Raw genomic sequence first — 23,539 nt, forward strand, 5'->3', positions numbered from 1 at the left:
GTGCGATTCATTTTATCAAGCTCCGGAAGAGCTCCGCCCGTCCGTCATCAGAAGACCGATACCTCGTCGATGAAGAACCAACAGGGGCAGCCCACGCCGTAGTGCCACGACGGGCAGATTTTGGTCCCCTCGACCGACACCCTGATGTAGCGGGCGCGGACCGGCTGGGGCGACTCGACCCGCGCCGGCACGAACTTCACCTGCACGGACTGGTCCTCGGGAAACTCCACGCGGCCGAACTCCCTCCACGTCTCGTCATCCGACGAGAGGGCGTAGGTGACCGATTTGGGCAGCAGCACCCACTGTCCCAACTGGTGGAGGAAGTCCGCCTCGACAGAGGTGAACTCCTTCTCCTCGCCCAGGTCGACGATGAAGGCGGCATCGCAGCCTTCCCAGCCCGTCCAGCTCTCGACGAAGGAGGCCCCGCCGAAGAGGCCGTCGGTGAGCGTCCGCTCGCCGACCTCCCTGTAACGCGCCGCCGGCTCGTCGAGCCAGATGATGCGGGCGCCCAGCGCCTTGCTCTGCCGCTCCGAGGGGAGATAGCGTTCGCGGTAGAGCTTGCAGTAATCCAGCGGGCTGTTGTGCCGCTCGTTGAGCGTCTCGACACCGAACCCGGAGACGTAACGCTCGAAGGTGTCGAGCTCGCGCACTACCGCATCGACATCCTTTTCACGCTTCGTACGGGCAATCTCGAGGTCGGAATACATCAGCGGCAGGCGCGCCATCCGCACGCGGGCCAGCAGCGTGGAGTCCCCGGCCACGGAGGACTCGGCCCGGTCGAAGAGCTCGTTGTAGCGCTTGCGCGAGGCGTCGTTGAGCATGCCGTCCTTGTGCGAGACGGGCGAGTCGTAAATCCACAGCCGCTGTCCCGAAGCGAGCAGACCACCTTCGAGCAGCTTCTCGTATTGGTAGATGTAGGGAGCCGCATCACCGTAGTATTCAGTCATGAAGCGGAGCATCAGCTCGTCGGTATCCTGGTCGGGATTCCACATCAGCTTGCTCACCACATAGGTACGCAGCTCCGAGAAGTCGCCGCCGTACGAACCGCCAATCTGCGAGAAGTGCATCGTCACGTGGTTGCGGCGGAAGAGTTCGATGTTGGGCTTGAGCACCGGGAAGTTGGGGAAGGGCGAGACCATGTTGTCGAAGTTGATGCCGTAGTCCCAGACAAAGATGTTGTCCGAAATGGCCGACCACCCCTCGAGGGCGCGGACGAACTTCTGTCCCGACGCGTTGTCCGTCAGCGGCACCTCGCGGTCGCAGTCGATGTCGCAGAGCATGATGTTAACGTTGGGCAGCGGCTTGACATGGAGCGGCGGCTCCATCGTGAAGAGGTAGGCCAGCGTCGAGAACTCCTTGTCGGGGAAGCGCTCGGCGAGCTTGTTCAGGAAGCGGATGTAGTTGCCCGAAGGCGCCCCCTCATACTGGTTCACCCGCTCGCACTCCTCGCAACGGCAGTAGGTGAAGTTGCTGTCGTTCTGGCTGATGGAGATGATGTTCATCCCCGGGTTCGCCTTGAAGACCGAATCCACCTTGGCCGCAACCAGCTCCAGCACCTCGGGGTTGGTCAGACACCACTGGCTGGCCTTTCCGGGCCGGCGCTCTCCGTTGATGAAGGAGTAGTATTCGGGATGCTCCCGGCCGTAGACCGAGGCGGGGAGCAGCTGGTTGAAGGTATGAACCCACATCCCTCCGGCAAAGATGTCGCGGGGCTCCTCCAGCCGCAGGAAGTCGCGGTAGGTCTCGTCCAGAGCCATGCCGTAGCCCTGGCTCTGGCGGTAGCGGAAGGCCGGATTCTCGAAGCAGTCCATCGCGGGCAGCACGATGGTCGGTCTGCGGTCAATCGTATAGGTGTTCGCCGCCAGGTAATCTACACCGAGGTAGCGCTCGAGCAGCGTTACGACGCCGTAGAGCGCCCCCTTGTCGCCGCCCGACGAGACGTAGAGCACGCCGTCGCGGCTCTGCAGCCGGAAGCCGTCCTCCGTAAGCGACGTCGTGTCGCCCGCACCGATGACCACATCGCCGCGTCTGGGGGCGGCTCCTTCGAGCAGCGGCAGCTCCGCACCGCTCGCTTCGCGCACGAAGCGCTGCAGCAGGGCGGCGGCACGCCGGTTGACGGACGACCCGTCGGCCGCGACAATCCGCGCGACGGGCTTTCCCTTGCGGGCGAGCGTCGTCTGAGCCGCCGCAGAGAGCGCTCCCGACAGCAGCACGGCCATCAGGAGCAGACAGGGTTTCAAAAAGCGCATGGCAGGGTAGTTTGAGTTTCTTTCCGGTTCAAAGATAAGAAATATCGTCCGAAGCGGCAAGCCCCCGGAACGAAAAAGAGCCGCCGCCGGACGTTTTCGGCAACTTGCGGCGCTGCGTTCGGTCCCGATGGCGGTATCCCGTGAAAAACTCTTCGCCACATTTGCCACCAAGCCCCCATTTCACTATCTTTGTCCCACCAAAATCTACGCCCATGACTAAGAAAATCCTGCTGCTCGGCTCCGGAGAGCTGGGCAAAGAGTTCGTAATCGCCACCCAGCGACTGGGCCAGCACATCATCGCCTGCGACTCCTACGCAGGGGCCCCCGCCATGCAGGTGGCCGACGAGTGCGAGGTCTTCAGCATGCTCGACGGCGACGCGCTGGCCGCCGCCGTGGCCAAGCACCAGCCCGACATCATCGTTCCCGAAATCGAGGCCATCCGCACCGAGCGCCTCTACGACTTCGAACGCCAGGGCATCCAGGTCGTACCGAGCGCCCGTGCCGTCAACTTCACGATGAACCGCAAGGCGATTCGCGACCTGGCAGCCAAGGAGCTCGGTCTGCGCACGGCCAAATACTTCTATGCCAAATCGCTGGACGAGTTATACGAAGCGGCGCATCAAATCGGATTTCCCTGCGTCGTCAAGCCGCTCATGTCCTCCTCGGGCAAGGGTCAGTCGGTCGTCCGCTCGGCCGAGGAGCTGCCGCACGCATGGGAGTACGGCTGCGCCGGAAGCCGCGGCGATATCCGCGAGCTGATTGTCGAGGAATTCATCCGCTTCGACAGCGAAATCACCCTTCTGACCGTCACCCAGCAGCAGGGGCCGACGCTCTTCTGCCCGCCCGTGGGCCACGTCCAGAAGAACGGCGACTACCGCGAAAGCTTCCAGTCGCCCGAAATCGCCCCCGAGCATCTGGCCGAGGCGCAGCGCATGGCCGCCAAGGTGACCGAGGCGCTGGGCGGCGCCGGTCTGTGGGGCGTGGAGTTCTTCCTCAGCCACGAGCACGGCGTCTACTTCTCGGAGCTCTCGCCGCGACCTCACGACACGGGTATGGTAACGCTCGCCGGAACGCAGAATCTCAACGAGTTCGAGCTGCACGCCCGCGCCGTCCTCGGACTGCCCATCCCGGCCATCACCTTCGAGCGTATGGGTGCCAGCGCCGTGATTCTCTCCCCCGAAGTCGTCGGCAGCGGAGCTCCGCAGTACGACGGACTGAAGGAGGCGCTGGCCGACGACCCGGCCACCGACCTGCGGATTTTCGGCAAACCCACCATGCGCCCCGGCCGCCGCATGGGCGTCGTGGTGTGCCACGCCCCGCTGGGCAGCGACCTCGAGACGCTGCGCAACCGCGCCAAGGCAGCTGCCGCAAAGGTCAAGGTACACTAACACATTCCTCTCAACGGCAGGGTAAAACCTGCCGTCGGTTCACCCGGAACGGATACTGCACGCAAGGCTCCGTTCCGGTTTTTTTTTGCGACCTCCGAAGCGACGAGCCGCGCCGCCGGAAGGGGAGCCCGCGCCCCGGCTCCGACGGAAAGCCACATGCCGGGGACCGGCCAGCGCATGCACCCCGGCACCACACGGAAGCACCGTCCAGAGGCACCACAGGGGGCCGCCGAGTTCCTGCACCCCGCAACACCTACCACCGAAAAAACCGGCCGGCAACCCCTGCTCCCACGATTTCGCATTTCCCAAATTATTTCGTAAATTTGCCCCGACAAATCAAACATCATCTCTATCAACAATGGCAAAAGCAGTAAACATCGAACGTTCACACCGTCTGGACGGGATTGGAGAGTACTATTTTTCGCGTCGTCTGCGCGAAATTGCCGACATCGAGGCAGCCACCGGCCGCCAGATTGTCAAACTCGCAATGGGCAGCCCCGACCTGCCGCCCCATCAGTCGGTCATCGACCGTCTGGCCAAGGAGGCTCAGCGTCCCGACGTACACAAATACATGTCTTACAAGGGCGAACCCATTCTGCGCAAGGCTTTTGCCGACTGGTACAAGAAGTGGTACGGCGTGGAGTTCGACTACAACTCCGAGATTCTGCCCCTCATCGGTTCGAAGGAGGGTATCATGCACATCTGCATGACGTTCCTCAATCCGGGCGACAAGGTGCTGGTCCCCAACCCGGGCTATCCCACCTATTCGGCCGCCGTACGCCTTTCGGGCGGTGAGATGCTTCCCTATGCGCTCAACAAGCAGACCAACTTCTATCCCGATTTCGAGGCCATCGAGCGTGCCGGTCTCGACGGCGTCAAGATGATGCTGGTCAACTATCCCAACATGCCGACGGGCCAGACGCCGACGCGCGAGCTCTTCGAGAAAATCATCGAGTTCGGTGCCAAGCACAACATCCTGATTGTGCACGACAATCCCTACAGCTTCATCCGCAACAGCGACAAGCCGATGAGCATCATGTCGGTAGACGGTGCACGTGAAGTGGCGCTCGAGATGAACTCGCTCTCGAAGGGACACTCGATGGCCGGCTGGCGCGTGGGCGTCATCCTGGGCCGCAAGGAGTGGATTGACTCGATTCTGACCTTCAAGAGCAACATGGACTCGGGCATGTTCTATCCGATTCAGGCCGCTGCCGACACGGCGCTGTCGCTCGGTGCCGACTGGTACAAGCAGCTCAACGACATCTACTACGGCCGCGAGAAGCAGGCCTACGCACTGCTCGATGCGCTGGGATGCACCTACCGCCCGCACCAGGCCGGACTCTTCGTCTGGGCCGAGCTTCCGGAGGATTACGAGGGCGACAGCTTTGCCTTCTCGGACGAGGTGATGGAGAAGTGCGACGTCTTCCTGACCCCCGGCGGCATCTTCGGTTCGGAGGGCAAGCGCTACATCCGCATCACGCTCTGCTGCCCCGAGGAGCTGCTCAAGCGTGCAACCGACAACGTAAAGGCCCGGCTCCACAAGTAGCCGCCAGCCCTGTATACGAGAAGCGGACCGACCCGTCGGGGTCGGTCCGCTTCTTTCATATCTGCTTCAGGCATTCACGCTTCGGCGCGGAGTGCCGCACAGAGGGAGAGTCATTCGGCCCGGGCTCCGCAACAAGGAGGCCATTCATCGGCAAAGCCACCACGCCGCGGCGAGAGCAGCATCGTAACAAGGGCACCAGCACCAGCATCGACAAGACAACCGTGCCGCAACGAGCGCTTCACGCCGCAATGAAACTCCCGTCCCGCTCCGCTACTTCGGCTCGCCGGGGCACCGGGCATCCTTGCCCTTGTTCCGCATTGGACACTCGCGGCTGCAGCTGCCGCACGCGGGCACACGCTTGCCGCGCAGCGTCTGCACGAGCCGCCAGACGACGACCGCCGCCAGCACCACTCCGAAGAGCCAGACAATGCCGTCCTGCCACGTCATGCTACAACCAGTTTACGAGGTGATAGACGACCCACGACACCAGCCAGGCCACCGCCGTGTTGTAGACCACCGACGTCAGCGCCCACTTCCAGCCCGCCTCCGAGGCGATGGCCGCAATGGTGGCGATGCAGGGGAAGTAGATGAGGATGAAGACCAGAAAGGCAATGACCGAAGCCGTGTTGAAATCGCCGCTCGCAAGCAGCCGCTTCGAAAGGCTGGCCATCTCGGCCTCCTCATCGTCCGACTCGGCCAGCTCGGCCGTGGCCGATGCCCGGCTTGCGGCAACCTCCTCCGAAGCGGTCGTTGCGGCAGAGGGCTCGTTCACCTGTACGGCGGCCGTTCCTGCCACAGGCTCCGAAGAGGACATTGCGGCTGCTTCGGCGGCAGGCTCCGATGCCGGAGCTGCGGTCGTTTCCGATGCCGGCTCAGTTACAGGAGTTGCTTCCGGCGCCGCACCGGCGGCAACCGACGTCTCAGTACCGGTTACGGGCGCCTCGGCATAGAGCACGCCGAGCGTGCTGACGACAATCTCCTTGGCCGCCACGCCCGAGAGCAGCGATACACCCGCCTTCCAGTTGAGACCCATCGGCGTAAAGGCCGGCTCGCAGGCCTTGCCAATCCGGCCCAGATAGGAGTTCTCATAATGTACGGAGGCCGGCACGGGCTCCTCGGTGCGCGGATAGTAGCTCAGCAGCCAGACGATGACCGACGCTATCAGAATCATGCCGCCCATCTTGCGGAGGTACTGCGCGCACTTGTCCCACATGTGGCGGAGCGTCGTCTTCCAGGTCGGCAGCCGGTAGGGTGGCAGCTCCATGACAAAGGGGGTTTCGTCCACCGGGAAGAAGAAGCGCCGAATCAGCCGTGCGGTGACGATGGCCAGCAGAATGCCCAGCACATAGAGGCAGAACATCACCAGCCCCGACCGGCCGGGGAAGAAGGTGCCGGCAAGAAGCAGGTAGATGGGTATTCGCGCGCTGCACGACATGAACGGAGTTATCATGATGGTTATCAGACGGCTGCTGCGGCTCTCGATGGTTCGCGTCGCCATGATGGCCGGCACGTTGCAGCCGAAGCCCATCACCAGCGGAATGAACGATTTTCCGTGCAGGCCGATGCGGTGCATGATGCGGTCCATGATGAAGGCCGCACGCGCCAGATAGCCCGAATCCTCCATGAAGGAGATGAACAGGTAGAGGATGACGATGTTCGGCAGGAAGACAATCACGCTGCCCACGCCGCCGATGACGCCGTCGACCAGCATGTCGCGGATGGGGCCGGCGGGCAGCAGGGCGTTGATGCCCTCGCCAATCCACCCGACGAGCGTCTCAATCCACCCCTGGGGGTAGGCGCCGAGGCTGAACGTGCACCAGAACATCAGCCACATGAGGAAGAAGAAGATGGGGAAGCCCCACAGCTTGTGGGTCACCAGCGTGTCGATGAGCGCCGTTGCGGAGCGTTCGGCCCCCATGCCGGGGGTGAGCGTCTCCTTGAGCGCTCCGGAGATGAAGCCGTACTTCTGGTTGGCAATCGCCGTCTCGACATCCTCGCCCAGCGCCTCGGAGATGCGCTGCGCCTCGCGGTCGCGAATCTCCACCCACTTGGGGAAGCGTTCGCAGCCGCGCAGCCACTCCTCGACCTGGTGGTCGCCCTCGAGCATCTTCATCGCGTAGTAGCGCGGCGGAAAGGCCTTGGGCAGCTGGCTGCGGTATTCGTTCATGTCGTCGTGGAGCCGGCGGACGCTCTCCTCGACCACGGGACCCAGACCGATATGGATGTGGCGCACCCGCTCGTCACGGTTCTCGTAGACCGCAATCACGGTGTCGAGCAGCGTCTCGATGCCCTTGTGGTTGCGCGCCTCGACGGGGACCATCGGCACACCGAGCATGCGGCCCAGACTGTCGTAGTCGAGCGTGGCGCCGCTGGCGTCCAGCTCGTCGTACATGTTGAGCGCCACTACGATGCGCGGGTTTATATCAATCAGTTCGGTAGTCAGATAGAGGTTGCGTTCGAGGTTCGAGGCCACCACCGCGTTGACAATCACGTCGGGGCTGTTCTTCTCGATGTGGCTGCGCACGTAGCGCTCCTCGGGCGTATAGGCCGAGAGGGCGTAGGTGCCCGGCAGGTCGGTCACCCCGAACGTATAGCCGCGGTAGGTGCAGCGCCCCCGCTTGGCATCGACCGTCACGCCGCTGTAGTTGCCCACATGCTCGTGACCGCCCGAGATGGCGTTGAACAGAGAGGTCTTGCCGCTGTTGGGGTTGCCCACCAGGGCGATTTCGATGTGGCGGCTGCGCTCGTGAATCACCCGCTCGACACTGCCCGTTTCGGGAAGCGCATCCCCTTTAGGGGCACGTCCCGACGCATCGTCAACCACCTGACGGGCCTGTTCGTCGGCCAACTGCTTTGCTTCGCTGTCGGAGAGCACCTCCACCATGTCGGCCTCGCTGCGCCGCAGCGAGATGTCGTAACCCATGACCTTGTATTCGATGGGGTCCTTCAGCGGTGCATTGAGCAGCACCTCGACGCGCTGCCCCCGCACGAAGCCCATCTCCATGATTCGGCGACGGAAGCCGCCGTGACCGTGCACCTTGAGAATCGTTGCCGATTCGCCGGTCTTCAAATCCGATAGACGCATAGGTATTTTCGAGTTTTTGGACGTAAAGATACGAAATTTCCATGCGCTTATCAATCCCAAATGATAGGTATTCCGGGCCAAAAGGGGCCCGCGCAGGCAATTTTTCCCCTCTTGCGGCGCAATGTCACGGGGAAAGCCCTATATTTGCCGCGCCAAACCGGACGGGGAGCCGCTCCGGCAGGGCAAACGGCACGCCGGATGGGGTTTCACAAAGCCGCCGCTCCGCGCACAAAGCTCCGAATCATGACAGGACTCTTCTACATCCTCTTCTTCTGGCTGGTGGGCAACGTACTGAGCCGCCTGACCGGGAACATCGTATCGGGCAACATCATCGGCATGGTGCTGCTCTTCGCCTCGCTCTGCCTGCACTGGGTCAAGGCCGAGACCGTGCGGCCGGCAGCCCGTTTCCTGCTGGCCGGCATGGCGCTCTTCTTCGTCCCCTTCGGCGTGGGGCTGATGGACTCCTACCGGGTGATTCTCGACAATCTGTGGGCCGTGGTGGTCTCGGGCGTCGTCTCGACGGTCGCCGTGCTGCTCGTGGCCGGCAAGACCTTCCAGAGTCTCAACCGCCGCTACGGAGCCCCGCTGCCGCCCGTGGCCGAGCCCGAAGAGGAGATTCCGCCCCTGCCGGGCGAGGAGATGCCCGAAGAGGCGTCCGGAGCGAGTGCCTCCGCAACTGCCGGTGCCGAGGCGGAACCCGCAACCGTTCTGCGGAGCGAAACGCCCGACGGGCCGAGCGACGCGGAAGCCCGATAATTTTCATCACCCAGACAACACGCAACCAGCAACATACACCTTTCCGCCATGTGGTATGACATCATCGCTTCGGACCTTTTCCTGCTGACGCTCACCGTCGGCCTCTACTGCGTCGGGATGCGCCTCTACCGACGCGTCCACACGCCGCTGCTCCACCCCGTGCTGCTCACCTTCATCGCCGTCATCGTCTTTCTGCGCTGCACGGGCATCGACTACCCGCGCTATCAGGAGGCCACGAGCATCCTGAACTTCGTGCTGGGCATGTCGGTCGTCGCTCTGGGCTATCTGATGTACGAGCAAATCGACCAACTGCGCGGCCGGCTCACCCCGGTCATCATCTCGACGCTTGCCGGCTGCGTCGTGGGAGTGCTGAGCGTGGTCTACATCGCCATGGCATTCGGTGCCGAGCGGGCGATTGTCAACTCGCTGGCCCCCAAATCGGTCACCGTGCCCATCGCCGTCTCGGTGGCAGGCCCTCTGGGCGGCATCGCGACGGTCACCTCGGTGGTGGTCTTCTGCGTGGGCATCTTCGGCAGCATCTTCGGAGAGTGGATTCTCCGCCGGTGCGGCGTTACCGACCCCCAGGCCCGCGGCTTTGCGCTGGGCTCGGCGGCCCACGGCATCGGCACGGCGCGCGCCATCGAAATCGGAGCCGTCGAGGGGGCCCTCAGCGGTCTGGCCATGGCGCTGATGGGGCTGGCCACGGCGCTGCTCACGCCGCTCATGGAGCACTACCTCTATTAAGATAGGGAAGAGCGGGGTAGCGGCATCCATCCCGCCCCCGAAACGAAAAAACAGCCGGGACGCACGTCCCGCACCAATACACCCGACACACATGAAACAATACGCAGTCATTTCGACCGAGAAAGGGGTGATGAAGGCCGAACTCTACACCGAGGCGACACCCGGCACGGTGGCCAACTTCATCGACCTGGCCAACCACAACTTCTACGACGGGCTGACCTTCCACCGCGTCATCCCCGACTTCGTCATCCAGGGCGGATGCCCCCGCGGCGACGGAACGGGCGGCCCGGGCTACTGCATCAAGTGCGAGACCTCGGCCCCGCTCCAGTACCACGACCGGGGCGTGCTCTCGATGGCCCACGCCGGCCGCGATACGGGCGGCTCGCAGTTCTTCATCTGCCTCAATCGCGAAAATACGAAGCACCTCGACGGCATCCACACCTGCTTCGGCCGGGTGGTCGAGGGGCTCGACGTCATCGACGAAATCCGCCGCGGCGACCGGATTCTCTCCATCCGCATCGTCGAGGAGTAGCCCCCCGGTGAAGCCGCCGCACGCACAAAGGCGCGTCGCATGCTGTCGCATCCTCCCCCGCAGGGGAGTAACGGCGGTCGTGCAACGCGCCTTGCCGCACTTTCACCCCGAGGCATTTGGGAGTCTGGCGGATATGTCGTATATTTGTCCTGAACCCGGCGGAGCTCACCACCCGCCACGAACACAACGCTTTATGATGAAACGGATTTCGGCGCTCATCGTGCTTCTGACCCTCGGCGGGACGCTCCGCGCCCAGGAGGCTTCGCTCCCGCTCTCCGACGCCAAGGCGATGGCCATGGGCGGACTCTCGACCACGCTCCTCGCAGGCTCCCACACCATCTATACCAATGCGGCGGCGGCCGTCTTCGCCACCACCCCCGGCCAGCTCTCCTCGACCTACCTCGCACCCGAAGGCGATGACTTCTACTCCGTCTCGGGTTTCTGGCGCCTCGGTCAGGTGCACGCCATCCAGGCCGGCTGGCGGCAGTACCTGCGTGAAAAGAGCAACAGCGACATGGCGCTCGACCTGGGCTACGCCTACCGCATCAACGAGCGGTGGGCCGTCGGCCTCGCGGGGCGCTACCTCCATCTGCGGCGTCCGGCCGGAGTGACGTTCGACGCCCTTGCCGTCGACCTGAGCATGCTCTATGCGCTGCCGCTCGAAAACCTCGGCAGCTACTCGACGCTACGCGTGGGCGGCAAGCTGGCCAATCTGGGCGGCTATCTCGACCACTCGGGGCTCCGCCTGCCGATGAGCGCCACGGCCGGCGTGGCACTCGACACCTACATCACCGACGCCCACGAGGTGACTGTCGGAACCGACCTCGGATACTGCTTCACGCCGCAGCAGACCCGGGGCTTCGAGCTCTCGGTCGGTGCCGAATACAACCTCATGCAGCTCTTCCAGCTGCGGGCCGGCTACCACTACGGCGAGGACCGCATCTACTCGCCCAACTTCGCCTCGGTCGGCGCCGGCGTCCGCTTCATGCACCTGCGGCTGGACTTCGCCTACCTCTTCGCCGCCGACTCTTCGCCGCTGCGCGACACCTACTGCATCAGCTTCGGACTCGACTTCTGAGCCTCATCCCGGCAGCGCTCCAGGATGTTGCGACACCCCTCCTCGAGCATGTCGAGCACCAGCTCGAACCCCTCATGCCCCTCGTAGTAGGGGTCGGGCACGTAGCTCCGGTCGGGGAACGACGGGCAGAACTCCACCATGCGGAAAATCTTTGCGGCCTCGCTCCGCGACGGAGCCATGCGGTGGGCCGCCTCGTAGTTCATGTCGTCCATCACCACAATCATGTCAAACGCCTCGAAATCAGACTCGCGGAGGCGGCGTGCACGGTGCGTAAGCTCGTAACCGCGCCGCGCGGCGGCCCGGCGCATGCGCGCATCGGGCAAATCGCCCGCATGACCACCGTAGGTTCCGGCCGAATCGACCTCAATCTCCCCGGCCATGCCGCTCCGCTCGGCCAGGCTGCGCAAAATACCCTCGGCGGCCGGCGAGCGGCAGATGTTGCCGAGGCAAACGAAAAGTATCCTCTGTTTCATAGCGGGACAAAGATAGCGAAAAACCGTTTTGGATAGGGCACGCCGCGCCCCGTTTTGCATGCACCGCACATGCGGAACAATCGAACGCTGAAACGGAACCCAACCCGTTCCGGATGCGCTTTAGGCGGAGTCAAGAGCCTCATATTGAACTTTCAGGACATAAATGCGGCCATTCGATGGTGCATATCCGGCAAAAAAATTATACCTTTGCGCAGTTCTTTAATTTGTGTGACAATGAAGTTGAAAGCATTGATGACTCTCGCGGCATGTGCCCTGACCCTTTCGGTTGTCCAGGCTCAGGAGCTGCCCCGCAAAGTGGAAAATGTACGATTGGTTGACCTCAATGGCAAACCCGCGAAACTGCCGTACTGGGGCGAGAAGAACCTCATGATATTCTACGTGGACCCCGACCGTCACAAGCAGAACGAGGCGTTCACCACCGACATGGAGAAGAACCACCGCGCCGAAGGCGACAACCTCGTTGGATTCGGCGTCATGAACCTCATGGATGCACCGCTGATTCCCAACAACATGGCCCGCATGATGGCCCGCAAGCGCACCGAAAGCAACGGAGCGATTGTTCTCGCCGACGAAAGCCGTACGCTGAGCACGGCCTGGGGGCTGGGTGACTGCAACAACAAGTTCGTGCTGCTGCTGGTCTCCAAGGAGGGCGAACTGGTCTTCATGCGCAAGGGCGAGCTCTCGCAGGCGGACATCAACGAATTCTACAAGGTACTCGAAAACTACAAATAACAACCGCATGTTGCGTACGGCCCTACTCGTCTGCCTGCTCTCCGGAGGTTTGCTTCCGGCGCTGGCGCAGCAGGACAGCACGAACAACACGAACGGCATGAACGGCATGAACGGCATGAACGGTGCGGCAGAGGCGGTCCCGGTGGACAGCATCTATGTACGCGGCACCGATACGTTGCACTATACCTATACCCCGGCGCCGGCAGCAGCCACAGCGTCCGTACCGGTCGCATCCGATTCCCTGCCCCGACGACGGCCGTCGTTCCTGCGCCGGATTGTCAACTACTTCGGCGAGTCGACCACCGACAAGACCTTCGAGAAGAAAATCGACTTCACCTTCGCCGGCGGTCCCAGCTACTCGAAAAACACCAGCCTGGGCATCGGCGTACTGGCCGCCGGACTCTACCGGCTCGACCGGAGCGACTCGGTCACCTCGCCCTCGAACGTCTCCATCTTCGCCAGCGTCTCCATCACGGGCTTCTACGCCGTGGGCGTCACGGGCAACAACATCTTCGCGCAGAACCGCAGCCGCATCGACTACTCGGTGGACTTCAAGTCGCAGCCGCGCGACATCTGGGGAGTAGGGTATCGGGCCGGAGCCTACGGTGAAAAGGGCAACTTCGTCGAGAAGCGCTACAACGTCGACGTGCGCTACCTCTATCGCGTGCTGCCCAACACCTTCATCGGCGGCATGCTCGGCTTCGACTATACCAAGGGCAAGAAGTTCTCGGACCTGAGCTACATCACCTTCGACGGCGTGCAGCAGAAGACCGGCTACACGGCCACGGGCATCGGCGCCATCATCGAGTATGACTCGCGCGACTTCATCCCGAACCCCTTCCGGGGTATCTACATCAGCCTCGTGGAGACTTTCTATCCCAAGCCGCTGGGCAACTGCGGACAGTCGCTCTGGCGCACCAACTTCACGGCCGACTTCTACCAGCGGGTGTGGCGCGACGGCATCCTGGCCATCGACCTCTACGGTGAATTCAACTCCGACGGTACGCCGTGGCCGATGCTTGCCCGCATGGGCGGCAGTCAGCGCATGCGCGGCTACTACGAGGGTCAGTATACCGACAACGGCATGATTACGTTCCAGGTCGAACTGCGCCAGCGCATCTGGCGCCGCATCGGCTGCACGGTGTGGGGCGGTGCCGGCAACGTCTTCCACCGCCTCTCGACCTTCAACTGGTCGGAGACGCTGCCCAACTACGGCATCGGCCTGCGCTGGGAACTTAAAAAACGTACGAACGTACGCCTCGACTACGGCTTCGGCCGCAAGACGAGCGGCTTCATGCTCAACATCAACGAGGCGTTCTAAACGAAACGAACCATGGCCACAACGACAGACGATAACACCAAGAAGAAAAAGCGACTCAAACCGAAAAAGCCGCTGACCAGAAGCCGGTTCACCATTCTGGTCACGGTCTACTTCTTCGTTGCGCTGATTATCCCGAACTGCGTGCTGGCCATTACGGAGCCCTACTCGGGCTGGACGGTCGAGGCGCTCATCCTGCTGCCGCTGGGCTTCTACATGATGTGGAGCGTGCTGCTCAAACGCTCGGGCATCATGATTTGGCTGGGATTCGCCTTCATCTTCTTCTGCGCCTTTCAGCTGGTGCTGCTCTACCTGTTCGGCAATTCGATTATTGCCACGGACATGTTCACCAACCTGCTGACGACCAACCCCGGCGAGGCCTCCGAACTGCTCAGCAACATCTATCCCGCGGTCATCACCGTCTGCCTCATCTACATTCCGCTGCTGTGGCTCGGCGCCCGTGAAATCGCCCACCGCCGCATCATCTCGCGCACGACCCGCATGAGCGTCGGTCTGACCGGCGCGGCGCTCTTCTGTCTGGGACTGCTGGCCCTCTGGCCGGCCTACCGTGTGAGCGAGGAGCGCCACGTGCTGCGCGACGAGATTTTCCCGCTCAACGTGCTCTACAACATGCGGCTGAGCGCCGTCGAGTTCCGCAAGATGCACAACTACGAACAGACGTCGGACGGCTTCACGTTCCACGCCACGCGTACGGCCGAGGCTCCGGGACGCGAAATCTACGTCTATATCGTCGGCGAGGCGTCACGCGCCATGAACTGGCAGCTGTGGGGCTACGACCGCGAAACGAACCCCATGCTGCTGCGGACCCACGGCATCATCCCGTTCCGCAACATGCTCACCCAGAGCAATACGACCCACAAGAGCGTTCCGCTGATTCTCTCCTCCATCGCCACCGACCAGCACGAGGAGCTCTACCGCCGCAAGGGCATCGCGGCACTCTTCCGCGAAGCGGGTTTCGAGACGTGGTTCATCTCCAACCAGGCGCCCCAGGGGGCCATGATTGACAAGCTGGCCCGCCAGTCGGAGCATCTGGTCTACATCCACTCGCCGCGGCATGACATGCAGCTGCTCGACGAAATCCAGCGCATCGTTGCCAACAGCAAGGCACAGAAGCTCTTCATCGTCCTCCACTGCTACGGGTCGCACTTCAGCTACCACCAGCGCTACCCGCGCGAATTCGCCCACTTCCGGCCCGATGACGACGTGGCCATCAACCCCGAGCACGTGACGATGCTGCGCAACGCCTACGACAACTCAATCCGCTATACGGACTACTTCCTGGCCCGCACCGTAGGCTACCTCAATTCGCTCGACGCCAGCGTGGCGCTGCTCTACTGCGCCGACCACGGCGAGGATATCCTCGACGACCGCCGGGGCCGCTTCCTGCACGCCTCGCCGACGACGACCGCCTATCAGATTTACGTCGCCTCGCTGGGCTGGTTCTCCGACAAGTACCGGAAGAACTTCCCCGAGAAGGTGGCTGCCGCCGAACGGAACGGCAAGGCGCCCGCCACGACGCACGCCCTGTTCCATACGATGGCCGACATGGCCTCCATCCGGACGGAGTACCTCGACCCGTCGGTCTCGCTCGTCAACGACGCCTACGACTGGGATGCGCCGCGCTTCTATCTGAACGACCACAACGAGGCGCGCCCCTTCCCGCGGACGGGTCTGACGGAGGAGGACCTGCAGGTGCTCGCCCGCCACGGCGTGCACTTCTGAACGCCTGCATGCACCGGCCGCAAAACGCCTGCATGTACCGGCGGCAAAACACCTGCATGCACCGGCCGCAAAACAAAAGAGGCTTTCCCCTGCGGAGGAAAGCCTCTTTTTTGGCACGAGCCTGCAACTATTTTGCAGCAGCCTCCAGAGATGCCTTGCGGAACTCCTTCATCAGCTTCGACAGTTCCAGAGCGGCCTTGCGCGCACGCGTACCGGCGGCCTTGTTGCCCTTCTCCAGCTGAGCCGTTGCATTCTCCTGGAATGCCTTGAACTCTTCGTTGATTTTTGCTACTAAAGCTTCCATAACTACGTTAATTAAATTGAGAGTTAGATTATTTTCTTTGCAAATATATAAAAATATTCGGTGTTACGTCATTCCTCCCACACAAAAACAGCTCAATTCATGCATCAATTTAGTCCAATCCGGTCACAATAGCTCCAAAAGGCTGAAAAAATGCGATGAAAGCCATACTGCATGCAGCAAATGACTGCCGAAAGCCTCCCGCCGACGAAAAACGGGGCATCCGCCGAGGATGTCCCGTTGCTCCTGAGCCGACCTCCGAAGAGTCGGGAGCCCGCCGTGCGTTTAGCAGTTCATCGCACCGCAGCAGTGGATGACCTGGCCGCTCACGTAGGACGAGAGGTCCGATGCGAGGAAGAGCGCCACCTTGGCGACATCCTCCGGCGTACCGCCGCGACGCAGCGGAATCTGCTTGCACCAGTTCTCCTTCACCTCGTCCGAAAGCTGGTTGGTCATGTCGGTGATGATGAAGCCCGGGGCGATGCAGTTGGCACGGATGCCGCGGGGACCCATCTCCTTGGCAATCGACTTGGCCAGGCCAATCATACCGGCCTTCGAGGCCGAGTAGTTGCACTGACCGGCATTGCCGCTCACGCCCACAACCGACGACATGTTGATAATCGAACCGCTGCGCTGACGTGCCATGACGGGCACAACGGCGTGGATAAAGTTGAATGCCGACTTGAGGTTCACCGTCAGCACGGCGTCCCACTGAGCCTCCGACATGCGCATCATCAGACCGTCCTTCGTAATGCCGGCGTTGTTGACCAGAATGTCGATGCGGCCGAACTCCTTCACGATTTCGTCGATGACCTTGTGGGTCTCTTCGAAGTTGGCGGCGTTCGACGCATAGCCCTTGGCCTTGACACCCAGGGCGGCGATTTCGGCTTCGGTAGCCTTGCCGTTCTCGTCGATTACCAGGTCCGTAAACGCGATGTTCGCACCCTCCTTGGCGAACTGCAGAGCGATGGCCTTGCCAATACCGCGGGCTGCACCCGTGATGACGGCGACCTTGCCTTCGAGTAATTTCATAGTTATTTTGTTTTTGGTAAAATCCGATTTTGCACGACAAAGATAAGAAAAATATTTTAATGCGCTTTCTCCGAGCGGGAAATTGCCGAATATTACTATCTTTGTACAATCGCTCGGCAACCTCTTCGGGCCGAACACCGGAGGGCCGGACGGGGAGGGCCGGAGGGCCGAAAGGCGAGGGCTGGACGGCAGGACCGTAAAGCCGGACGGCGGAGACCGGACGGCAGAAAACAGAGGCCGGATGGCTGGAACCGGACGACAGGAGGCAGGCCGCCGGAGCGAGCGACGAAACGGAACGCATTGAAATCCTTTCAAATAAAAACAGACATGAAAAGAGACACCCAGATTTTCGACCTGATTGCCGCCGAGCGCAGTCGTCAGATGCGCGGCATCGAACTCATCGCATCGGAGAACTTCGTCAGCGACCAGGTCATGGAGGCCATGGGCTCGGTCCTCACGAACAAGTATGCCGAAGGCTATCCCGCCGCCCGCTACTACGGCGGCTGCGAAGTGGTCGACAAGGTCGAGTCGCTGGCCATCGAGCGCATCTGCCGGCTCTACGGCGCCGAATACGCCAACGTCCAGCCCCACTCGGGAGCGCAGGCCAACATGGCGGTATTCTTCGCCGTGATGCATCCGGGCGACACCTTCATGGGACTCGACCTCGCACACGGAGGCCACCTCTCGCACGGTTCGCCGGTCAACATGTCGGGCAAGTACTTCAAGGCCGTGGGCTACCAGCTCGACGAGGCCACGGGCCGCATCGACTACGACGCCATGGAGCGCAAGGCGCTGGAGTGCAAGCCCAAGCTCATCGTCGGCGGCGCTTCGGCCTATTCGCGTGAATGGGACTACAAGCGCATGCGCGAAATCGCCGACAAGGTAGGTGCGCTGCTGATGGTCGACATGGCCCACACGGCCGGCCTCATCGCCGCCGGGCTGCTCGACAACCCCGTGAAGTATGCCCACATCGTCACCTCGACCACCCACAAGACGCTGCGTGGTCCGCGCGGCGGCATCATCCTCATGGGCAAGGACTTCGACAATCCGTGGGGCCTCACCACGCCGAAGGGTGTCATCAAGAAGATGTCGCAGATTATCAACGCGGCCGTATTCCCGGGCATCCAGGGCGGTCCGCTCGAGCATGTCATCGCCGCCAAGGCCGTAGCCTTCGGCGAGGCGCTGGAACCCAGCTACAAGGAGTACCAGACGCAGGTGCAGAAGAACGCCCGCGCAATGGCCGAGGCCTTCATCAAGCGCGGCTACAAGATTGTATCGGGCGGCACGGACAACCACCTGATGCTGGTCGACCTGCGCACCAAGTTCCCCGAGCTGACCGGCAAGCTGGCCGAGAAGTGCCTCGTGGCGGCCGACATCACGACCAACAAGAACATGGTTCCGTTCGACACCCGTTCGCCGTTCCAGACCTCGGGTCTGCGCTTCGGTACGCCGGCCATCACCACCCGCGGACTGAAGGAGAACGAGATGGACTACATCGTCGGGCTGATTGACCGCGTGCTCAACGACCCCGAGAATGAGGAGAACATCGCAGCCGTGCGCCGCGACGTCAACGCACTGATGGCCAACTATCCGCTCTTCGCGTGGTAGCATGAAGGAGGTCATTGCATTCCTCAGGGAGCTGCACGACAACAACAACCGGGAGTGGTTCGACGCTCACCGGGCCGAGTGGAAGCGCGTGAAAACGCGCTTCGCCGGTTTTACGGAGCAGCTAATCGACGGCATTTCGTCGTTCGACCCCTCCGTTCGCGGGCTGCGCGTGCAGGACTGCACCTACCGCATTGCGCGCGACACGCGCTTCAGCCCCGACAAGAGGCCCTACAAGGAGCACATCGGCGCCTACATCGCCCCGGGCGGCAAGAAGTCGGGCTATGCCGGCTACTACTTCCATGTGGAGCCCGACACCGGCGAAGGCTCTACCTACGGACACATGCTGGCCGTGGGGCTCTACTGCCCCGAGCCGGTGGTGCTGCGCTCGGTGCGCGACGAGATTTTCGACAACGGCGCCGAGGTCGAGCGGACCATCCGCCAGGCCGACGCATTCACGCTCTGCCGCGACAACGCGCTGCGCCGCACGCCGAAGGGCTTCCCGTCGGGCAGCCCCTACGACGAGCTGCTGCGCCTCAAGGAGTTCCTGCTCGAACGGCGCATGACGGAGCGCGAGCTGCTCGACGGGCGGCTGCTGGAGTTCACGCTCGAGCGGATGCGCCAGACGCAGCCCTTCGTGGCGCTGCTCAACCGGGCGGTGCGCTACGCCTTCGAGGAGATGCGCTGACGCGGCAAACAGGTCACCACAAAGAGAACGAGGGCGGGGTTTCGACCCCGCCCTCGTTGCATATATCCACATCCGATGCGCGACCCGACAGGACCTCCGCCCGCCGTCCCGCAAGGCACGGTCAGCGCACGTAGCGCTTCATCTGCTCAACCAGTGCCGCACTGCCCGCCACGGGCGAGACGCCGCGGTCGGCGCGCAGCGACTCGACAACGCCGCCTGCCTCGATGACGAGCAGCGACGCCGCGCAGACATCCCACTCGTGGAGGTTCAGCTCCCAGAAACCGTCGAGCATCGCCGCCGCCACGCACGACAGGTCGTAAGCCGCAGCCCCCATCCGGCGCACGTCGCGCACATGGGGGAGGATTCGGGCGACGTTGTCGCTGTTGTTGTCGGGATTCTCGCTCTTGTCGTAAGGGAATCCCGTTGCAACGACCGAGCAGTCAAGGCGCTGCTTCGTCGAGACGTGCAGCCGCACGGGCTCGCCGTCGCCGCGCCGGCACCAGGCCCCTCCGCCGCGCACGGCCGTGAAGAGCTCACGCAGGTAGGGGGCATAGACCACCCCGACTACCGTCTCGCCCCGGTATTGCAGCGCAATCGAGACGCAGAAGACGGGCAGCCCCTGGCTGTAGTTGGTCGTGCCGTCCAACGGGTCGACCACCCAGCGCCACTCGCTCGCGGCATCGCCGCGCGCGCCGCCCTCTTCGCCCAGAATCGCGTGCGTAGGGTAGCGCTCCAGAATGCTCCGGACGATGAACGCCTCGCTTTCGCGGTCGGCACGCGTCACCACATCCGAGACATTCGACTTGGTCTTCATGGCCAGGTCGTCGCCGCGGAAGTAGGAGAGCTGGATGCGTCCCGCCTCGCGGGCCATCCCTACGGCAAAATCCAGATACTCCTCGAACATGGCGCGCTACCGCAACTCGGCGAAATACTTGTAGAACAGCGGAATGGTCTCCATGCCGCGGAAGAACTGGTCGAGGCCGTAGCTCTCGTTGGGCGAATGAATCGCATCCTGGCCCAGACCGAAGCCCATGAGCAGCGACTTGATGCCCAGAATCGACTCGAAGCCGCTGATGACGGGAATCGAACCGCCCGAGTAGAAGGGGAGCGGCTTCTTGCCGAAGGTCTCCTCGACGGCCCGCTCGGCCGCCTTGTAGGCGGGCATGTCGGTGGGAGCCACATAGGGCATGCCGCCGTGCAGCGCCTTGACGCGCACCTTCACGCACTTGGGGGCCAGGGCCTCGAAGTGACGCTGGAACAGCTCGCCGATTTTGTGGTAATCCTGGTGGGGCACCAGACGCATCGAAATCTTGGCCGAAGCCTTCGAGGGGATAATCGTCTTGGTTCCCTCCTCGATGTATCCGCCCCAGATGCCGTTGACGTCGAGCGAGGGGCGCACGCCCGTACGCTCCAGAGTCGTATAGCCGGCCTCACCCGCCAGCTCCTCGACATCGAGCGCACGCTTGTAGGCCTCGGCGTCGAACGGCGCGCGGTTGAAGGCCTCACGCTCGGCGGGGGTCAGTTCGCGCACGTCGTCGTAGAATCCCGGAATCGTCACCCGGCCCTGGTCGTCGATGAGGTCGGCTACCAGCCGCGCCAGCACGTTGGCCGGATTGGCCACCGCACCGCCGTAGAGGCCCGAGTGCAGGTCGTGGTCGGGCCCCGTCACCTCGACCTCCATGTAGGCCAGACCGCGCAGACCGCAGGTAATCGACGGCGTATCCATCGAGAGCATCGAGGTGTCCGAGACCAGAATGATGTCGGCCTTGAGCAGCTCGCGGTGCTGCTCGCAGAAGGCGTAGAGGCTTGCCGAACCAATCTCCTCCTCGCCTTCGAGCATGAACTTCACGTTGCAGGGGAGCGTTCCCGTGGCGCACATCGCCTCGAAGGCCTTGGCGTGCATGAAGAGCTGTCCCTTGTCGTCGTCGGCACCGCGGCCCCAGATGCGGCCGTCGCGAATCACCGGTTCGAAGGGCTCGGTGTTCCACTCCTCGCGCGGGTCGACCGGCATGACGTCGTAGTGGCCGTAAACCAGCACGGTGGGCGCCGCATCCGACACCCGCTTCTCGGCATAGACCACCGGATTGCCAGCCGTCTCCATCACCTCGGCACGGTCGGCGCCCGAACGCTTGAGCGATGCGGCCAGCCACTCGGCGCAGCGGCGCATGTCGGGCTTGTGCTCCGACTGGGCGCTGATGGAAGGAATCCTCAGCAGCTCGAACAACTCGTTGAGAAACTGTTCCTTGTGCTCCTCGACATACTTCTTTGCTTTATCCATACTCGTGTGTTATTTTGCGATTTTACGGAGTTCGTAGTAGGGTGCCTGCTCCCCGTCAAGCGGCTTGCGGTCGGCATCGAGCTTGAGCAGACGCTCCCCGTCCAGCTTGTAATAGAGGGCAACGCCGTCGTCCTCGGGCTGGAGCGTCAGCACATCGCCCTCGACCATATAGGGGCCACGGTCCGTGAAGATGCCTTCGCGCTCGATGTAGTTCCACGTCTGCTCGTAGCGGCCGTCGGGGGAGAGCGTGAGCGTCAGTTCGATGCCCGGGCAGTCGGCCGCAGGTACCGTTCCCCGGTAGGTGCCGCAGTAGGCGGGCGCCTCCGCAGCCGAGGTCTCCGCAGCGGGAGCAGCCTTGGTCGCCGCACTCTTTTTGGTCGCATTGCCTCCGCAGGCGACCAACAGGAGCGCCGCAGCGCTCCACATCCAGATTCGTCTCCGATTCATGGTCGTCATTCGTTGATTTGAGTTTTACAGGTTGCAGATTTGTTTGATTTCGCCGATGAACCGCTGCGCCAGCGCATCGGCCTCCTCCATCGACTTCGCCTCGGTATAGACACGGATGATGGGCTCGGTATTCGACTTGCGCAGGTGCACCCAGTTCTCCGCGAAATCAATCTTTACGCCATCAATATCGTTCACCTTCTCACCGGCATAGCGGGCCTTTATCTCACGCAGCACTTTATCCACGTCGATGGCCGGCGTCAGCTCGATTTTGTTCTTCGAGGCGTAGTAGGCCGGATAGGTGGCGCGCAGCTGCGTCATGGTCATGCCGCACTTGGCCAGATGGGTCAGGAAGAGGGCCGCACCCACCAGTGCGTCACGGCCGTAGTGCAGCTCGGGATAGATGACTCCGCCGTTGCCCTCGCCGCCGATGACGGCGCCGACCTCCTTCATCTTCGCCACGACGTTCACCTCGCCGACGGCCGAAGCGTAGTAACGACCACCGTGACGCTCCGTCACGTCGCGCAGCGCACGCGACGAGCTGAGATTCGAGACCGTATTGCCCACCTTGTGCGACAGCACGTAGTCGGCCACGGCCACCAGCGTATACTCCTCGACGAACATCGTGCCGTCCTCGTTGACGAAGGCCAGACGGTCGACGTCGGGGTCGACCACGATGCCCAGGTCGGCCTTTTCGCGGACAATGACCTGTGCGATTTGGGTCAGGTTCTGCGGCAGCGGCTCCGGGTTGTGGGCAAATTCGCCCGTCGGCTCGCAGTTGAGCTCGACCACCTCACACCCCAGACGGCGCAGCAGCTCGGGCATCACGATGCCGCCCACCGAGTTGACGGCGTCGACGACCACCTTGAACTTCCGGGCACGGACCGCCTCCACGTCGACCAGCGGCAGCGCCAGCACCTGCTCGATGTGGCGCTCGTTGTACGACTCGCGCGAAACGACGTGACCGATGCCGTCGATTTCGGGATAGGCGAAATCCTCCTCCTCGGCCATCGCAAGCACACGCTTGCCCTCGGCGTCGCTCAGGAACTCACCTTCGCCGTTGAGCAGCTTCAGGGCGTTCCACTGGCGCGGGTTGTGCGACGCGGTGATGATGATGCCGCCGTCGGCCTTGTGCGCCGTGACGGCCAGCTCCGTTCCGGGCGTGGTGCAGAGCCCGACGTTCACCACGTCGACGCCGCAGCCGAGCAGCGTTCCCTCGACCAGATTGGCCACCATTTCACCCGATATGCGGGCGTCGCGGCCGATGACGATGGTCAGCTTCCGACCGGGGTTGCGCTCGGCAATCAGACGGGCGTAGGCCGTCGTGAACTTCACCACGTCGAGCGGCGTGAGGTTGTCGCCCGCATGTCCTCCGATGGTTCCCCGAATGCCGGAGATGGATTTAATCAAAGTCATGATTCTCTGAGAGTTTATTAAAATATGTTATACGTATTTGCAAGAATTTGCCGGTTGATTGTTTTGTTATTCGAGGTAAAATTATTACTTTTATGCCAATTATAAAAATA

General features: G+C 62.5%; 20 protein-coding genes and 1 pseudogene. 11 read left to right on the forward strand and 10 right to left on the reverse strand.

Annotation, left to right across the window (positions count from 1 at the left end; genetic code table 11):
• Positions 1–47: 47 nt before the first annotated feature.
• Positions 48–2,249, reverse strand: coding sequence for a DUF4838 domain-containing protein (locus C8267_RS01200; RefSeq protein ID WP_106633367.1), 2,202 nt, complete (start codon positions 2,247–2,249; stop codon positions 48–50).
• Positions 2,250–2,461: 212 nt separating this feature from the next.
• On the opposite strand from C8267_RS01200, the gene purT reads away from it, so the two are divergent.
• Positions 2,462–3,637: a formate-dependent phosphoribosylglycinamide formyltransferase gene (purT, locus tag C8267_RS01205; RefSeq protein WP_106633368.1), complete on the forward strand. Its 1,176-nt coding sequence runs from the start codon at positions 2,462–2,464 to the stop codon at positions 3,635–3,637.
• 358 nt (positions 3,638–3,995) lie between these two features.
• Entirely contained in the window at positions 3,996–5,183 is a 1,188-nt protein-coding gene (locus C8267_RS01210) for a pyridoxal phosphate-dependent aminotransferase (RefSeq protein ID WP_087361854.1), read from the forward strand.
• 270 nt (positions 5,184–5,453) lie between these two features.
• Here the strand turns inward: C8267_RS01210 and C8267_RS10810 are convergent, their stop codons facing one another.
• On the reverse strand, positions 5,454–5,630 hold the full coding sequence (locus C8267_RS10810) for a hypothetical protein (RefSeq protein WP_158699654.1): 177 nt from the start codon (positions 5,628–5,630) through the stop codon (positions 5,454–5,456).
• Position 5,631: 1 nt separating this feature from the next.
• Positions 5,632–8,268 carry a ferrous iron transport protein B gene (gene feoB, locus C8267_RS01215; protein WP_106633369.1) on the reverse strand — a complete coding sequence of 879 codons (2,637 nt, stop codon included), beginning with the start codon at positions 8,266–8,268 and terminating at the stop codon, positions 5,632–5,634.
• Between the two features lie 243 nt (positions 8,269–8,511).
• On the opposite strand from feoB, the pseudogene C8267_RS11115 reads away from it, so the two are divergent.
• The 4 genes and pseudogenes from C8267_RS11115 to C8267_RS01235 form a co-directional block, all read left to right on the forward strand.
• Positions 8,512–8,841 (forward strand): annotated as a pseudogene (locus tag C8267_RS11115) (CidA/LrgA family protein); the annotation flags it as partial.
• A gap of 231 nt (positions 8,842–9,072) precedes the next feature.
• Positions 9,073–9,768 (forward strand): LrgB family protein, encoded by a 696-nt coding sequence (locus C8267_RS01225; RefSeq protein ID WP_087361852.1) that lies wholly within the window; start codon positions 9,073–9,075, stop codon positions 9,766–9,768.
• A 91-nt stretch (positions 9,769–9,859) separates the two neighbouring features.
• Complete coding sequence (locus C8267_RS01230) at positions 9,860–10,300, forward strand: peptidylprolyl isomerase (RefSeq protein ID WP_087361851.1); 441 nt, start codon at positions 9,860–9,862, stop codon at positions 10,298–10,300.
• Positions 10,301–10,493: 193 nt separating this feature from the next.
• A complete protein-coding gene (locus C8267_RS01235; RefSeq protein WP_234025647.1) occupies positions 10,494–11,378 on the forward strand; it encodes a PorV/PorQ family protein in 885 nt (294 codons plus the stop codon).
• On the opposite strand, the gene C8267_RS01240 is transcribed toward C8267_RS01235, so the two are convergent.
• Positions 11,348–11,851: a low molecular weight protein-tyrosine-phosphatase gene (locus C8267_RS01240; protein WP_087361849.1), complete on the reverse strand. Its 504-nt coding sequence runs from the start codon at positions 11,849–11,851 to the stop codon at positions 11,348–11,350. The two genes, C8267_RS01235 and C8267_RS01240, sit on opposite strands and share 31 nt — an antisense overlap.
• A gap of 330 nt (positions 11,852–12,181) precedes the next feature.
• On the opposite strand from C8267_RS01240, the gene C8267_RS01245 reads away from it, so the two are divergent.
• The 3 genes from C8267_RS01245 to C8267_RS01255 are packed head-to-tail and all read left to right on the forward strand — an operon-like array spanning position 12,182 to position 15,665.
• Positions 12,182–12,604 (forward strand): hypothetical protein, encoded by a 423-nt coding sequence (locus C8267_RS01245; RefSeq protein WP_234025648.1) that lies wholly within the window; start codon positions 12,182–12,184, stop codon positions 12,602–12,604.
• Between the two features lie 7 nt (positions 12,605–12,611).
• Positions 12,612–13,925, forward strand: a complete 1,314-nt coding sequence (locus C8267_RS01250) for a hypothetical protein (RefSeq protein ID WP_442778173.1) — start codon at positions 12,612–12,614, stop codon at positions 13,923–13,925.
• A 12-nt stretch (positions 13,926–13,937) separates the two neighbouring features.
• On the forward strand, positions 13,938–15,665 hold the full coding sequence (locus tag C8267_RS01255) for a lipid A phosphoethanolamine transferase (RefSeq protein WP_106633370.1): 1,728 nt from the start codon (positions 13,938–13,940) through the stop codon (positions 15,663–15,665).
• Between the two features lie 127 nt (positions 15,666–15,792).
• Here the strand turns inward: C8267_RS01255 and C8267_RS01260 are convergent, their stop codons facing one another.
• Complete coding sequence (locus C8267_RS01260) at positions 15,793–15,969, reverse strand: histone H1 (protein WP_087361846.1); 177 nt, start codon at positions 15,967–15,969, stop codon at positions 15,793–15,795.
• A 282-nt stretch (positions 15,970–16,251) separates the two neighbouring features.
• The gene (gene fabG, locus C8267_RS01265) at positions 16,252–16,998 is read right to left on the reverse strand and encodes a 3-oxoacyl-[acyl-carrier-protein] reductase (protein ID WP_087361845.1); all 747 of its coding nucleotides are present in this window, start codon (positions 16,996–16,998) and stop codon (positions 16,252–16,254) included.
• 327 nt (positions 16,999–17,325) lie between these two features.
• On the opposite strand from fabG, the gene glyA reads away from it, so the two are divergent.
• Positions 17,326–18,606 (forward strand): serine hydroxymethyltransferase, encoded by a 1,281-nt coding sequence (gene glyA / locus C8267_RS01270; protein WP_106633371.1) that lies wholly within the window; start codon positions 17,326–17,328, stop codon positions 18,604–18,606.
• 1 nt (position 18,607) lies between these two features.
• Entirely contained in the window at positions 18,608–19,291 is a 684-nt protein-coding gene (locus C8267_RS01275; RefSeq protein WP_106633372.1) for a DUF2461 domain-containing protein, read from the forward strand.
• Positions 19,292–19,412: 121 nt separating this feature from the next.
• On the opposite strand, the gene C8267_RS01280 is transcribed toward C8267_RS01275, so the two are convergent.
• Genes C8267_RS01280 through glmM form a run of 4 tightly spaced genes read right to left on the reverse strand, consistent with a single transcriptional unit; the run spans position 19,413 to position 23,429 of the window.
• Entirely contained in the window at positions 19,413–20,195 is a 783-nt protein-coding gene (locus C8267_RS01280; protein ID WP_106633373.1) for an inositol monophosphatase family protein, read from the reverse strand.
• 6 nt (positions 20,196–20,201) lie between these two features.
• Positions 20,202–21,569: a dipeptidase gene (locus tag C8267_RS01285; protein ID WP_106633374.1), complete on the reverse strand. Its 1,368-nt coding sequence runs from the start codon at positions 21,567–21,569 to the stop codon at positions 20,202–20,204.
• Between the two features lie 9 nt (positions 21,570–21,578).
• Entirely contained in the window at positions 21,579–22,025 is a 447-nt protein-coding gene (locus tag C8267_RS01290) for a copper resistance protein NlpE (RefSeq protein ID WP_234025649.1), read from the reverse strand.
• A gap of 15 nt (positions 22,026–22,040) precedes the next feature.
• Positions 22,041–23,429: a phosphoglucosamine mutase gene (gene glmM, locus C8267_RS01295; RefSeq protein WP_106633376.1), complete on the reverse strand. Its 1,389-nt coding sequence runs from the start codon at positions 23,427–23,429 to the stop codon at positions 22,041–22,043.
• Between the last annotated feature and the right edge of the window lie 110 nt (positions 23,430–23,539).

Origin of the sequence: Alistipes sp. Marseille-P5061, from assembly GCF_900290115.1 — a bacterium.
Taxonomy (GTDB): Bacteria; Bacteroidota; Bacteroidia; order Bacteroidales; family Rikenellaceae; genus Alistipes; species Alistipes excrementigallinarum.